The 13706-nt window shown below is 73.2% G+C and carries 9 protein-coding genes, 1 tRNA gene and 1 pseudogene; 8 read left to right on the forward strand and 3 right to left on the reverse strand.

What is annotated here, in order from left to right; translation table 11 throughout:
• Positions 1 to 49: 49 nt before the first annotated feature.
• Positions 50 to 2089: a DUF6077 domain-containing protein gene (locus E3N83_RS04780; RefSeq protein ID WP_151082217.1), complete on the reverse strand. Its 2040-nt coding sequence runs from the start codon at positions 2087 to 2089 to the stop codon at positions 50 to 52.
• A 41-nt stretch (positions 2090 to 2130) separates the two neighbouring features.
• Between E3N83_RS04780 and E3N83_RS04785 the strand changes: the two genes are divergently transcribed.
• From E3N83_RS04785 to E3N83_RS04795, 3 genes are all read left to right on the forward strand, one after another.
• Positions 2131 to 3000 carry an NAD(P)-dependent oxidoreductase gene (locus E3N83_RS04785; RefSeq protein ID WP_151082218.1) on the forward strand — a complete coding sequence of 290 codons (870 nt, stop codon included), beginning with the start codon at positions 2131 to 2133 and terminating at the stop codon, positions 2998 to 3000.
• Positions 3001 to 3190: 190 nt separating this feature from the next.
• A complete protein-coding gene (locus E3N83_RS04790; protein WP_151082219.1) occupies positions 3191 to 3838 on the forward strand; it encodes a response regulator transcription factor in 648 nt (215 codons plus the stop codon).
• Positions 3839 to 3904: 66 nt separating this feature from the next.
• On the forward strand, positions 3905 to 4276 hold the full coding sequence (locus tag E3N83_RS04795) for a DUF5709 domain-containing protein (protein WP_151082220.1): 372 nt from the start codon (positions 3905 to 3907) through the stop codon (positions 4274 to 4276).
• A 37-nt stretch (positions 4277 to 4313) separates the two neighbouring features.
• Here E3N83_RS04795 and selA read toward each other — a convergent pair whose 3' ends face one another.
• Positions 4314 to 7328: an L-seryl-tRNA(Sec) selenium transferase gene (selA, locus tag E3N83_RS19910; protein ID WP_238343070.1), complete on the reverse strand. Its 3015-nt coding sequence runs from the start codon at positions 7326 to 7328 to the stop codon at positions 4314 to 4316.
• Between the two features lie 21 nt (positions 7329 to 7349).
• Positions 7350 to 7444: transfer RNA gene (locus tag E3N83_RS04810), tRNA-Sec, on the reverse strand.
• Positions 7445 to 7520: 76 nt separating this feature from the next.
• On the opposite strand from E3N83_RS04810, the gene E3N83_RS20375 reads away from it, so the two are divergent.
• From E3N83_RS20375 to selD, 5 genes and pseudogenes are all read left to right on the forward strand, one after another.
• Positions 7521 to 8090, forward strand: coding sequence for a molybdopterin-binding domain-containing protein (locus E3N83_RS20375; protein ID WP_151082222.1), 570 nt, complete (start codon positions 7521 to 7523; stop codon positions 8088 to 8090).
• 12 nt (positions 8091 to 8102) lie between these two features.
• Positions 8103 to 10790 carry a formate dehydrogenase gene (gene fdh / locus E3N83_RS04820; protein WP_151082223.1) on the forward strand — a complete coding sequence of 896 codons (2688 nt, stop codon included), beginning with the start codon at positions 8103 to 8105 and terminating at the stop codon, positions 10788 to 10790.
• Complete coding sequence (locus tag E3N83_RS04825) at positions 10790 to 11701, forward strand: 4Fe-4S dicluster domain-containing protein (RefSeq protein WP_151082224.1); 912 nt, start codon at positions 10790 to 10792, stop codon at positions 11699 to 11701. Before fdh ends, E3N83_RS04825 begins: the two co-directional genes overlap by 1 nt.
• On the forward strand, positions 11698 to 12642 hold the full coding sequence (nrfD, locus tag E3N83_RS04830; RefSeq protein ID WP_151082225.1) for an NrfD/PsrC family molybdoenzyme membrane anchor subunit: 945 nt from the start codon (positions 11698 to 11700) through the stop codon (positions 12640 to 12642). Before E3N83_RS04825 ends, nrfD begins: the two co-directional genes overlap by 4 nt.
• 27 nt (positions 12643 to 12669) lie before the next feature.
• Positions 12670 to 13667: pseudogene (gene selD, locus E3N83_RS04835) on the forward strand (selenide, water dikinase SelD).
• Positions 13668 to 13706: the final 39 nt, after the last annotated feature.

Genomic DNA, 13706 nt, shown 5'->3' on the forward strand with positions numbered 1-13706 from the left:
GGCGGACGGTGGGGGTCGGTCCCCACCCGGTCGGGGGAGGACTCCCTGGTCAGGTCTTGTGCAGGCAGCGGTAGTAGGTCGTGGTCAGCAACGGGGTGTAGCCGGCGGCCCGGAACCGGCGGAACAGCCGCCCGTCCAGGATCGACGTGCAGGCCACGTCGACCCCCAGGACCCGCAGGTCGCGGCCCAAGCCGGGGGTGTCGGCGGGGATGTCGTCGTTGACCGCATGCACGAGCGCGAGCCTGGCCCGGTAGTGGAACCCGGGCACGCCGCTGAGGTAGTGCATGTAGTAGTCGCGCGGTGCCACGGCCTTCACGTCGGTCGTGGTCACCGCGAGGGTGATCGAGATCGAGTCGGGTGCCAGCACGAGGTCGCCCGGGCGGGTCGCCTCGAGGATGCCCGAGACCACGGCCCGACTGGAGTAGGACCGCTGCCAGTGGAAGGGGGCGCGGATCTCGGAGGTGGTGTCGGCGGCCCAGATCGGGCTGCCGAACACCGCGAGCAACGCCAGCAGCAGGACACCGATGCCCGGGATCGCCCAGCGCCGCTGGGGCCGGTCGCGCAGGCGTTGCTCGAGCGCGCTCCCGGCTCGGAGCACGGCGACACCGACCAGGGCCGCCACGGTGATCGCCCAGCTCAGCCGCCACAGGGTCGGGCCCAGACCGGCCGCGGCGTAGGAGAGCTCGGTCGCCCCGGGCACCAGCACGAGCCCGGTGAAGAGCACCAGCACGCCGGTGGTCAGCCGGGCAGCTGGATGGGGCAGCAGCAGCGCGCCCAGCAGCACGGCGAGCACACCGATCAGGGCGACCAGGCCGCTCAGGAACACCTGGTGGCCGATCCACGAGGCGTCGAAGCGGTAGAGCCGCCGGCCGCCGAAGTCGTCGGCGCTGCGCCCACCGATCAGCACGGTCACGATGCCCGCACCCAGCGCGTAGGCGGCCATCGCGACGAAGCCCTCGAGGGCGCGCCGTCGGTCACTGCGGACCAGCGGCAGCATGCCGCCGACCGCCAGGAGCGGGACCAGGAAGATCGCCGTGGTGCTCAGGCCCACCGCCGCCACCCCTCCGACGGCCAGGGGCACGAGCCGCCTGCGGGTGGGGCGCTCGACGTAGCGCAACGCGTGGGTGAGCAGGAGCGGTACGACGACACAGAGCAGGATCACCTTGCCCTGCCAGAGCCGGGTCACGAAGAGGTTCCCGGGCGTCGCATAGGCCGAGGTGCCGTCGAAGGCGAGGAAGAGCAGGGCGACGGACAGCACGAGCGCGACTCTCTGCACCCGCCACGCCCGCAGCAGCCGCCAGAGCGCCAGCACGGCCAGGGCGCTGGCGATCGGAGGGACGGCCAGGTACTCGACCGATGCCGCGTGGGCGTTCGTCAGCCGGCCGAGCGTTCCGACCAGGCCGTCGTACGACGCCACCGGCGGCCAGTTCGCCATCGGGTACACGAGGTCGGAGAACAACGTGTCGCGGATCGGGAAGGTCCCGTGCGCGGTGACCCACTGGGAGTAGTTCAGGTAGAAGAGGTCGTCCGGGTTGGGCCGGCGGACGAGCACGCTGGCGACGGCCATCGCGAGGGTCCAGAGCAGGACCACCAGAGCGGTGCGGCTGCCGGAGCCGCCGTCCCCCTCGTCGGCGCTGTCAGCCCCGGCAGCGTCGGGCGCACCGGACGGGTCCGGTCGCGAGGTCCCGAGGCGCAGCGCGGCGGCGGCGATGCCGGCACGGGCGGCGACGAGCCACGGCACCCAGACCAGCACCCAGGGTGCGTTGGTCGCCGTGCCCAGCGCGGCGCACCCGGCAGCGACCGCCGTCACCACCACCAGCCGATGGTGGCGGGTCACCGCCGCGGCCGACACGGGAGTCGTCGGGCCGGCAGCCGGGGGCGGCAGCTCCTCTGGAGAACGCCGCAGACGACGCAGGAGGAGTCCGGTCACGGCCAGGGCGACGACCTCGAGCGCGACGGCCCAGGTGGTGCCCAGACGCACCACGACGCAGAGGTGGTAGACGAGGGTCCATGTCGCCATCAGCACCAGGAAGGCGTCCAACAGCCGGTCACACCAGCGCTCGACGCCCGAAGCTTCGAGCCGGACCATGCCAGAAACCTATCCGTTGGTCCTCGTGCCACGATGTGGGGATGCGTACCGCCGTGCTGGGAACCGGGATCATGGGGGCCGCGATGGCCCGTTCGCTCGCCCGCGAGGGCCACGAGGTCCGGGTGTGGAACCGGACGCCCGAACGCGCCGACGCCGTCGCCGGATCGATTGACGGCGGGCCGATCACCGCCCATCGCGAGATCTCCGACGCACTCGCCGGCTGCGACGTGGCGGTGACCATGCTGTACGACGCCGACAGCGTCCTGGAGATCGTCGACCAGGTGGTCGCGGGGCTCGGCCCCGAGACGGTCTGGCTGCAGTGCAGCACCGTCGGTCCGGCCGGAATGGCCCGGATCGCGGAGGCGGCCACACCCGTCGGTGCCCGGCTGGTCGACGCGCCGGTGCTGGGCACGCGCCAACCGGCGGAGACCGGCAACCTGGTCGTCCTGGTGTCCGGGGCCCCGACGGCGGTGGACCACGCGCAGCCGGTGCTGGACGCCGTCGGCGCCCGCACCTTGCGGGTGGCCGACACGGTCGGTGCCGCGAGCGCCCTGAAGCTGGCGAGCAACTCCTGGGTCGCCTCGATCAACGCTGCGGCGGCGCAGGCCCTGGGGCTGGCCGAGGCGCTCGGGCTGGAGCCGGGCCTCTTCCTCGAGGCGATCAAGGGCGGTGCGTCGGACTCAGTCTTCGCCCAGATGAAGGGCTCGATGATGGCCGAGCGGTCCTGGGCGGAGCCGGCGTTCGCGCTGGACAGCGTGCGCAAGGACGTCGGGCTGATGATCGACGCGGCGGAGGACGCGTCGTTCCCGGTCGACCTGCTGAGCACGCTGCTGGCGCTCTACGACCGCGCCTCGGAGCGCGGCCACGGGGAGGCCGACATGGCCGCGGTGCGGACGGCGTTCGATCGCTGACCCCCCTGACCGTGCGGATGGCTACGCACGCAGGGGTGAGGACAGGTCCGGGCGGGAGGCCTACGGTGGTGGTCTCCGGTAACGGAGAGGCACATCCCGTGGATGAGGGCCCAACATGCCGCGGGATGCTGTCCTGCCCGGATGACGTCGGTCGCGCGCATGGGTTGTTGCGCCCGGGGTACGAGGGGGCATGGGGTTCGACCAGCCACTGACAGTGGCTCTCGTCGACGAGTGCGAGCTCGTCCACGAAGGCATCACGACCATGCTCGCGGGCTACGCCCGGCGAGTGACTGTGCTGCCTGCGCAGCACCATCCGGCAGGTCCCGTCGACATCGCGCTCGTGGACCCGTTCACGCGGCCCGGTCCCGAGAACGACGGTCCGGCCTCAGTCCGCCCGGCGCCCGGCACCGGCGCCCGGGTCGCCGTCTACACGTGGGAGATCCGCGACGGCTTCGTCGAGCGCGCGATGTTCGGGGGAGCCGACGGCTACCTCTCCAAGGCCCTGCCCGGCTCCGAGCTGGTGGTGGCGCTGGAGAAGGTGCACGCCGGTGAGCGCCTGATCGCCCTGGACGAGCCGGTCCGCCGCCTCGACGAGCCGACCCGGTTGATGCCCGAGCTGGGGCTGACGCCGCGCGAGTCCGACGTGATCGCGATGATCGCGGCCGGGGCCTCCAACCAGGAGATCTCGCTGCGGCTCAAGCTGTCGATGAACACCGTCAAGTCGCACATCCGGACGGCGTACCGGTCGATGGGCGTCACCAGCCGGACCCAGGCCGTGATCTGGGCGGTGGAGCACGGCGTCAACGCGCCGTACCTCGCGGTCCGCCGGGCCTCGTAGCCAGGCTGAGCCGGGCCGGACGGGGCAGTGGCGTCGGTGGCAGCCGTGGGCGAGTAGGTTCGACGTGTGAGCGAAGACCAGCTGCAGCCCAGCGACACCCTCGACGACCGCGGCGTGGACGACGTCCTGGACGAGGGCTTCTCGCCGCCCGACCGCGAGCCCGGACACCTCCGGCACCCGCACGAGGTGGACGAGCCGGAGACCCTGGACGAGCGGCTGGCCGAGGAGGAACCCGACGTGGGCGCCGACCTCGACGACGAGGTCGACGACGACCTGGACGACGGTGAGGTCGGGGACGCGCGCAGCGGTCGGCTGGTCGCCCAGGACCAGGGCTCGGGTGACGACGAGGACTCGGACTTATGGGCCTCGGACGCGGGCATCGACGGCGCCGGTGCGAGCGCCGAGGAAGCAGCCATGCACATCGTCGACGAGGACTGACCCAGGACCTCCTGCCGCTGTCTCGAGCAGCCGAGGGTCAGCGCAGGCGGCGACGGTCGTCGGGCAGCCGGACCGTCCGGCCGGTCCGGTCGAGGTAGGCGAGCAGCGGGAGGGCGACGCGGCGACTGGTGCCCAGTGCCTGCCGCGCCTGGCTGGTCGTGAACGGCGATGGCAGCTCCGCCAGCCGGCCCAGGGCCTCGTCGTCGGCTCCGGGCAGCACGACGATCCCGTCGTCCAGGACGAGCAGGTGACCGCTGCGACCGAGCCGGGCGAGCGTCGCCCGGTCGATGCCGAGCTCGGCCAGGCGGTCGGCTGCGGGGGCATCGAAGGGACGGCCGGTGAGCTCCGCACGAACGGCGTCCAGAGCCCGCAGCTGGGCGTCCGGCAGGCCGGTGTCCAGCGTGACCCGCCCCGCGACCAGGCGCAGGGGCGCAGCGACGAGGGCGCCGACGAGCTCGGCGTCCGGCAGGCCGAGCAGGTGGGCGGCCGAGGCCTGGCTCAGACCGTCCTCGGTGGCGCGCACCGCGGCGTCCAGCGCGTCGTACCAGCTCCGTCGCCGCTCGCCCGACACCACCCAGTCGCCCACGGACAGGGCGTCGTCGGGCAGGGGCTCGGTCGGTACGCCGAGTCGGCGTAGGAGACTGCGGCGGACGACGCCTCGCGCGGCGAGCTCGGCGGCTGGCCCGGAGCCGCGCTCGGCGAGATCCGTGGCCCGAGCCCGTCCGGCACCACGGCGCGTCAGCGACGGCGGCGCGGCGTCGACGACCTCGGCGCCCCAGATCGTGCGGCTGCCGGGGTCGCGCAGCGCCATCCGGTCCCCGTGCCGCAGCGGCAGGGGCGGGTCGAGGACCAGCCGCGCGAAGCGGTCTCCGAGCGGGCGGGCGTGCACCGCCTGCTGGGCGGCGCCGACGTTCAGCAGCGGCTGCTCGGGAAGCCGTCCCTCGCCGCGCAGCCGCACGTCGACCTCGGTCACGGCCAGGAACGCATCGGGCGTCAGCAGGACCGAGCCGCGGGCGAGGCCCTCCGGCCGGGAGCCCAGCCGGAGCGCCACCCGGGCCACGCCCGAGACCTGCTCAACGCTCACCCCCAGGCTCTCCAGCCCCCGCACCCGGACCCGTTCGCCACCGGTGACGAGGTGGTCGCCCACCCGCAACGTGCCGGCCGGCAGCGTGCCGGTGACCACCGTGCCGGCCCCGCGCACGTGGAAGACCCGGTCCACCCAGAGGCGCACGTCGGCCGCGGGGTCCGGTGGTGCCATCCTCGCGAGAACGTCGACCAACGTCGCGCGCAGCCGGTCGAGCCCGGCCCCGGTGCGGCCGCTGACCACGACGGCGGGTGCGCCGGCCAGCGAGGTCCGGTGGACCTCCGCACGGGCCCGGGCGAGGGCCGGGCCCGGGTCGGCCAGGTCCGAGCGGGTCACCACCACGACGCCGTGCGCGACGGCCAGGGCGTCGAGCGCCGCGAGGTGCTCGGCGGCCTGCGGCATCCACGGGTCGTCAGCGGCCACGACGAGCATCGCGACCGGCACCGGGCCCAGGCCGGACAGCGTGGTGGACAGGAAGCGCTCGTGGCCGGGTACGTCGACGAACGCGACGTCGCCGACCGGCGGCAACGCCGCCCAGCAGTAGCCCAGCTCGATCGACAGCCCGCGCCGTCGCTCCTCCTCCAGGCGGTCCGGGTCCTGCCCGGTCAGGGCGCGGACCAGCGTGGACTTGCCGTGGTCGACGTGCCCGGCGGTGGCGACGACGTGCACCTCAGGACCCGGCGACCCGTCGTACGGCGTCCACGACCGACGGGTCGTCCTCGGGTGGGACCGTGGTGAGGTCGAGCAGCAGCCGGTCGCCGGTGACCCGGCCCACCACCGGGGGACGCCGAGGCGCAGCGGCGCGGCGAGGCGGGCGGGCAGCGAGACGGCCGCGCTCGGCAGGGTCACCCCGGGCGCCCCGCCTCCGCCCACGGCGGCGTCGGACTCCACCGCCGCGGCGAGTCCGTCCGGCAGGCCGGCCACGATCCGGCGGGCGCGCTCCATGAGGTCGTCCGGCCGCCTCTGCAGCGCCTCCGCGACCGGAGTCGCGGGTCCGGTCAGGGTGGCCTCGAGCGCCGCCAGGGTCAGCTTGTCGACGCGGAGGGCCCGGGCCAGGGGGAACCGTCGGACCCGCTCGACCAGGCTCGCGTCACCCAGGACGAGCCCGCACTGCGGACCTCCCAGCAGCTTGTCGCCGGAGGCGGTCACCAGCGACGCCCCGGCCGCGAGGGTCGAGGCGGCGTCGGGCTCGTCGGGGAGCCGGCGGTGCGGTGCCAGGAGACCGGAGCCGATGTCGGCCACCACCGGCACCGGCAGCGTGGCCAGGTCGGCGACCGGCACGGTGGAGACGAATCCCTCGACCCGGAAGTTCGACGGGTGCACCTTGAGGACGAACGCCGTGTCGGGGCCGATCGCCCGCTCGTAGTCGGCCCGGTGGACCCGGTTCGTCGTCCCCACCTCGCGCAGGCGCGCGCCCACCGACTCCAGCAGGTCGGGGATCCGGAAGCCGTCGCCGATCTCGACCAGCTCGCCGCGAGCCACCACGATCTCGCCCCCGCTCGCGAGGGCGCAGGCGACCAGAGCGAGCGCACCGGCGCCGTTGTTCACCACCAGCACGTCGCCCGCGGCCGGTACGGCGGCTCGCAGGGCCTCGAGGGTGGACCGGCCCCGGCCCCCGCGCTGCCCGGTCGTCAGGTCGAGCTCGACGTCGGTGGCTCCGGCTGCGCCCACCACGGCGTCGACCGCGGCGGCCGACAGGGGAGCGCGGCCCAGGTTGGTGTGCACCACGATGCCCGTCGCGTTGATCACGCGACGGAGGGAGGCCGCCGACTCGGGCAGCTGCGCGACCACCTCGCCCACGACGTCCTCGGGGGCCACGTCGCCGGCCCGGCACCGGTCCAGTGCCCCGACGACCGCGGCCTTGACCCGGGATCGGCCGAGCCGGGTCAGTGCGTCCTCGAGACGTGGGTCGTCGAGCACCGTGTCGGTGCGGGGAGTACGGCGTCGCGGGTCGTCGTGGGTCGACACTCGGACTCCCTTCGGGCGTGTTGGCGGAGGCGGACGGGAATCGAACCCGCCTGACCGGGGTGCCCGGCCACTACGGTTTTGAGGACCGCGCCCGTCACCAGACGAGGAACGCCTCCGTGGAGGAGCGTAGACGCGCCCGGGTTGCCCTCAGGGGTGAGGCCGCCACGGGGATCCGCGGGCTACGTTGAGCCCATGGGTCTCCGCTCACGCCTCGAGGGCTGGCCGCTGGTGCGGCAGGTGACCGGCGGCGACCGGCTCGGCCGAGGCCACGCGGCGCAGTCCCCCCGCAGCGACCGGCTCGAGCCCCGCACCGTCACGGCCGACCGGGTGGTCGAGACCGTGTGCCCGTTCTGCGCGGTCGGCTGCGCGCAGAAGGCCTTCGTCAAGGACGACAAGATCGTGGCGATCGAGGGCAACCCGGCCAGCCCGATCTCGCGCGGCCGGCTGTGCCCCAAGGGCAGCGCCACCATGCAGCTCGTCACCTCGCCCAGCCGGGTCACCACGGTCCGCTACCGGCGCCCGCACGGCACCGAGTGGGAGGACCTCGACCTGGACACCGCGATGGACATGATCGCGGACCGCGTCGTCAAGACCCGCAAGGAGTTCTGGGAGTGGGAGGACGCCGACGGTCGGCGCACCCGCCGTTCCCTCGGCATCGCCAGCCTCGGAGGAGCGACCCTCGACAACGAGGAGAACTACCTCATGAAGAAGCTCTACACGGCGATGGGCGCGATCCAGATCGAGAACCAGGCCCGGATATGACACTCCTCCACGGTGCCCGGTCTGGGTGCCTCGTTCGGCCGTGGTGGGGCCACCACCTACCTGCAGGACCTCAGCAACGCTGACGTCATCCTGATCGAGGGCTCCAACATGGCGGAGGCCCATCCGGTCGGGTTCCAGTGGGTGATGGAGGCCAAGCGCAAGGGCGCGACGATCATCCACGTCGACCCGCGCTTCACCCGCACGTCGGCGGTCGCCGACATCCACGTGCCGATCCGCGCCGGCTCCGACATCGCCTTCCTCGGCGCCCTGGTCAACCACGTCCTGGTCAACGAGCTCGACTTCCGCGAGTACGTCGTGGCCTACACCAACGCCGCGAACCTGATCAGCGACGACTTCCAGGACACCGAGGACCTCGACGGGCTCTTCTCGGGCTTCGACGAGGAGACCGGCCACTACGACCCCGTGTCCTGGCACTACCAGCCACCCGAGCACCCGTCGGCCGACGACCGCCGCAACGCCGCGCAGATGACCGAGGACGACAGCGGTGGCGCGGCCGCCAAGCAGTCGCACCAAGCGGCCCAGTCCGAGACCCACGGCTCGGGCGGCGCCCCGGTCAGCTGGAAGGGTCGCCGCGACGAGACCCTGCAGGACCCGCGGTGCGTCTACCAGATCCTCAAGCGGCACTTCTCCCGCTACACCCCGGAGATGGTGCAGGAGGTCTGCGGCATCACCCCCGAGCAGCTCGCCGAGGTCGCCGCCGCCCTGACCTCGAACAGCGGACGGGAGCGGACCGGCGCGATCTGCTACGCCGTCGGTTGGACCCACCACAGCGTCGGCTCGCAGATGATCCGGACGGCGGCGATCCTGCAGACCCTGCTGGGCAACATCGGCCGGCCGGGCGGCGGGATCATGGCCCTGCGCGGCCACGCCTCGATCCAGGGCTCGACCGACATCCCGACCCTCTTCAACCTCCTGCCCGGCTACCTGCCGATGCCGCACGCCGACCAGCACCAGTCGCTCGACGAGTGGGTGGAGGACGACGAGGGCAAGGCCGGCTTCTGGGGCAACATCAGGCCATACGCCGTGAGCCTGCTCAAGGCCTACTGGGGCGACGCGGCCACCCCGGAGAACGACTTCTGTTTCGACTACCTGCCCCGGCTGACCGGCGACCACTCGACGTACACCACCGTCAAGGCGCAGATCGAGGGTGGCTGCAAGGGCTACTTCGTGGTGGGGGAGAACCCTGCCGTCGGCTCGGCGAACGGCAAGATGCAGCGCCTCGGCCTGGCCAGCCTCGACTGGCTGGTGGTCCGCGACCTGCAGATGATCGAGTCCGCGACGTTCTGGAAGGACGGTCCGGAGATCGAGACCGGTGAGCTGGTCACCGAGGACGTCGGCACCGAGATCTTCTTCCTGCCCGCGGCGTCCCACGTCGAGAAGGCGGGCTCGTTCACCCAGACCCAGCGGATGCTCCAGTGGCGGGACAAGGTCGTCGAGCCCCCAGGAGACTGCCGCAGCGAGCTCCAGTTCTACGTCGAGCTGGGCAACCGGATCCGAGCGAAGCTGGCGGGCTCGACCGACGAGATGGACCGGCCGCTGCTGGACCTCGCCTGGGACTACGAGGTCGACGAGCACGGCGAGCCCGACGGGCAGCAGGTGCTCCGCGAGATCAACGGCAGCGGGCCCGACGGAGCCCTGTCGGCCTACACCGAGCTGAAGGACGACGGCTCGACCTCGTGCGGCTGCTGGATCTACTGCGGGGTCTATGCCGACGACGTCAACCAGGCCCGGCGGCGCAAGCCCCACTGGGAGCAGGATCTCGTGGCCCCCGAGTGGGGCTGGGTCTGGCCCGCCAACCGCCGGATCCTCTACAACCGGGCCTCGGCCGACCCCGAGGGCCGGCCGTGGAGCGAGCGCAAGCGCTACCTCTGGTGGGACGCCGACCAGGGGAAATGGACCGGTGCGGACGTGCCCGACTTCATCCCGGACCGCGAGCCCGGGCACGTGCCGGCCGAGGGCGCCCACGGACCCGACGCGATCGGTGGCAGCGACCCGTTCATCATGCAGACCGACGGCAAGGCCTGGCTGTTCGCGCCCCTCGGGGTCGCCGACGGGCCGCTGCCGACCCACTACGAGCCGCCGGAGTCACCGGTCGCGAACGCGCTGCACAGCCAGCAGAAGAACCCGTCGCTGCGGCACTTCACCCAGTCCGCCAACCCGATCAACCCCAGCCAGAGCGACGTCTTCCCCTACGTCTTCACCAGCTACCGCCTGACCGAGCACCACACGGCCGGCGGCATGAGCCGGACCCTGCCCCTGCTCACCGAGCTCCAGCCCGAGCCGTTCTGCGAGGTCTCGCCCCGGCTCGCCGAGCAGCGCGGTCTGGTGCACGGCGAGTGGGCGACCGTGGTCACCGCCCGGTCGGCGATCGAGGTGCGGGTGCTCGTCACCGACCGGGTGCGGTCGCTGCGGCTGGGTGACCGGTGGGTCGAGCAGGTCGGTCTGCCCTACCACTGGGGTCGCAACGGGATCACCACGGGCGACTCCCAGAACGACCTGGTCAACGTCCAGCTCGAGCCCAACGTCTACATCCAGGACAAGGTCGGGACCTGCGACATCCAGCCGGGGCGGCGTCCGCGCGGCCCCGCGCTCACGTCGTACGTCGAGGGCTACCGGCGCCGTGCCGGGGTCGGCTCCGAACCCGTGACCGACGACGCACCCGAAGGTGAGGCCGACTGATGGGCAGGCTGTCCGGACCGCTCGACGATGTCACCGGCGACGCCGGGTACGCCGAGCACCCGCCGCGGATGGGGTTCTTCACCGACACCTCGGTCTGCATCGGCTGCAAGGCCTGCGAGGTGGCGTGCAAGGAGTGGAACTCCGTGCCCGACGACGGCTACCTGCTCACGGGGATGTCCTACGACAACACCCAGGAGCTGGGGGCGAGCACCTGGCGGCACGTCGCGTTCGTCGAGAAGTCGTCGCCGTCCAGCGTCTCCGTCGACCTCGGCATGCCCGGGGCCGGGCCGCCGGGAGTCACCCTGCCCTCCGGGGAGGACCAGGCCGCGGCCTCCGGCGACAACGCGATCACCTGGCTGATGTCGTCCGACGTCTGCAAGCACTGCACCCACGCGGCGTGCCTCGACGTCTGCCCGACCGGGTCGCTGTTCCGGACCGAGTTCGGCACCGTCGTCGTCCAGCCCGACATCTGCAACGGCTGTGGCTACTGCGTGCCGGCGTGCCCGTACGGCGTGATCGACATCCGCGAGGAGGACGGCCGGGCCTTCAAGTGCACGCTCTGCTACGACCGGCTCAAGGAGGGGCAGACGCCGGCGTGCGCCCAGGCGTGCCCGACCGAGTCGATCCAGTTCGGGGAGCTCGACGAGCTGCGCGAGCGCGCCGACCTGCGGCTCGCGACCCTCCACGAGCAAGGGGTCGACGTCGCCCGTCTCTATGGCCACGACCCCGAGGACGGCGTCGGCGGCGACGGCGCGTTCTTCCTGCTGCTCGACGAGCCGGAGGTCTACGGCCTGCCACCCGACCCCGTGGTCACCACCCGCGACCTGGTGTCGATCTGGAAGCACGTGGGCGCCGCCGCCGCGGCCCTGACCGGGCTCGGCGTGGCCTCGTTCCTCGGGCGACGCCGATGAGCCCGCGTGGCGAGCAGCCGATGGTCCCGGACGTCGAGTTCGAGTCCTACTACGGCCGGCAGATCCTCAAGACGCCCACCTGGAAGAACCCCGACGTCCCGCTCTACCTGTTCCTCGGTGGCCTCGCCGGCGCGTCGGCGGTTCTCGCCGAGGGTGCGGCGCTGACGGGTCGTCCCGACCTCGAGCGGGTCGCCCGGCTGGCCGCAGCCGGCGGCGCGGCCGCGGGCTCGGTCGCCCTGGTGCACGACCTCGGGCGTCCGGAGCGCTTCCTGCACATGCTGCGGGTCTTCAAGCCGACGTCGCCGCTGTCGGTCGGCTCGTTCATCCTGGCGCCCTTCAGCGGTCTGGCGGCCGCTGCTGCGGCCTCCACCGTGACCGGGCGCCTGCCCCGGCTGGGGAGGCTGGCCGGGCTCGGCGCCGGGGCCCTCGGTCCGCCACTGGCGACCTACACCGCAGCCCTGATCGCCAACACCGCCGTCCCGGCCTGGCACGAGGGTCACCGTGAGCTGCCGTTCGTGTTCGCAGGCTCGGGGGCGACGGCGGCCGGTGGGCTCGCCATGGTCTTCACCCCGCTGCCCCAGGCCGGACCTGCCCGGCGGATGGCGGTCGCGGGGGCGGCGCTCGAGATCGTGGCGGCCGAGGGGCTGCTGCACCGGATCGGCATGGTCGCCGAGCCCTACCGCGAGGGTCGGCCGGGGAAGCTGATCAGCACGGCCCGGACCATGACCGCGGTGGCGGCCGGTGTCACCTTCCTGGCGGGGCGCCGATCACGGGCGCTCTCGGTCGCTGCGGGCCTCACCTGCGTCGCTGCGTCGGCGATGACCCGGTTCGGGATCTTCGAGGCGGGCATCGTCTCGGCTGAGGATCCCAAGTACGTCGTGGTGCCCCAGCGCGAGCGGATGGCGGCCAGGGCCCGGGCCGAGGCCGACGCGTTTGCCTAGACCGTCCCCGGCGGGTACGAACGCAGCATGACCTTCGAGCTCCCGCGCCGGCTGACCCAGTACGCCTCCGGCGGCGGGTGCGCCTGCAAGATCCCGCCCGGTGAGCTCGAGCAGGTGCTGTCCGGCCTGCCCGGGGGCCGGGCGGCCGAGGCGCTGCTGGTCGGCGTCGAGCACGGCGACGACGCCGCCGTCGTACGCCTCGACGACCGGCGTGCCGTGGTGCTGACCGCGGACTTCTTCACCCCGGTGGTCGACGACCTGCGCGACTGGGGACGGATCGCTGCGGCCAACGCGCTGTCCGACGTCTATGCCATGGGGGCGAGCCGCTGGTGGCGGTGAACCTGCTGGCCTGGCCGCGCGACGAGCTCCCCTTCGAGCTGGCCGCCGAGGTGCTGGCCGGGGGAGCGGAGGTCGCGAGCGAGGCCTCCTGCCACCTGGCCGGGGGCCACAGCATCGACGACCGGGAGCCCAAGTACGGCCTGGCCGTGACCGGGCTGGCCGACCCCGACCGCCTCCTGCGCAACGACGCCGGGCGGCCCGGCGTGCCCCTCACGCTGACCAAGCCGCTGGGGCTCGGGGTGCTCAACAACCGGCACAAGGCGACGGGGGAGTCCTTCCCCGAGGCGGTCGCGGTGATGACCAGCCTCAACCGGAACGCCTCGCGGGCTGCCCTGGCGGCGGGTCATGCCTGCGCCACCGACGTCACCGGCTTCGGCCTCCTGGGTCACCTGCTGAAGCTCTGCCGCGCCAGCGGTGTCGACGCGGAGGTGGACGCCGCCGCCGTGCCCTATCTCGACGGGGCCCGGGCCTCGCTGGGCGACGGCTTCGTGCCGGGGGGATCGCAGCGCAACCTGGAGTGGGTGCGTCCCCACGTCGTTGCGGACGTCCGCGACGACGAGCTGCTGCTCCTGGCGGACGCGCAGACCTCGGGCGGACTGCTCGTGGCGGGCGAGCTGCCCGGTCACCCGGTGATCGGGCGGCTCGTCCCGCGGGCCGGACCGGGCGCGATGATCCGGATCCGCTGACACCCAGGCACTAGCCCTCGCGGCCCAAGGTCCCCCGAC

This window comes from Nocardioides cynanchi (assembly GCF_008761635.1).
Classification (GTDB): domain Bacteria; phylum Actinomycetota; class Actinomycetes; order Propionibacteriales; family Nocardioidaceae; genus Nocardioides; species Nocardioides cynanchi.

What these genes read in the sequence shown, in the direction of transcription:
- E3N83_RS04790 (WP_151082219.1), top strand. Translation starts at nt 3,191, where the DNA reads ATGGGGTTCGACCAGCCACTGACAGTGGCTCTCGTCGACGAGTGCGAG.
- E3N83_RS04785 (WP_151082218.1), top strand. Translation starts at nt 2,131, where the DNA reads ATGCGTACCGCCGTGCTGGGAACCGGGATCATGGGGGCCGCGATGGCC.
- E3N83_RS04780 (WP_151082217.1), bottom strand. Translation starts at nt 2,089, where the DNA reads ATGGTCCGGCTCGAAGCTTCGGGCGTCGAGCGCTGGTGTGACCGGCTG.
- E3N83_RS20375 (WP_151082222.1), top strand. Translation starts at nt 7,521, where the DNA reads ATGGGTCTCCGCTCACGCCTCGAGGGCTGGCCGCTGGTGCGGCAGGTG.
- nrfD (WP_151082225.1), top strand. Translation starts at nt 11,698, where the DNA reads ATGAGCCCGCGTGGCGAGCAGCCGATGGTCCCGGACGTCGAGTTCGAG.
- E3N83_RS04825 (WP_151082224.1), top strand. Translation starts at nt 10,790, where the DNA reads ATGGGCAGGCTGTCCGGACCGCTCGACGATGTCACCGGCGACGCCGGG.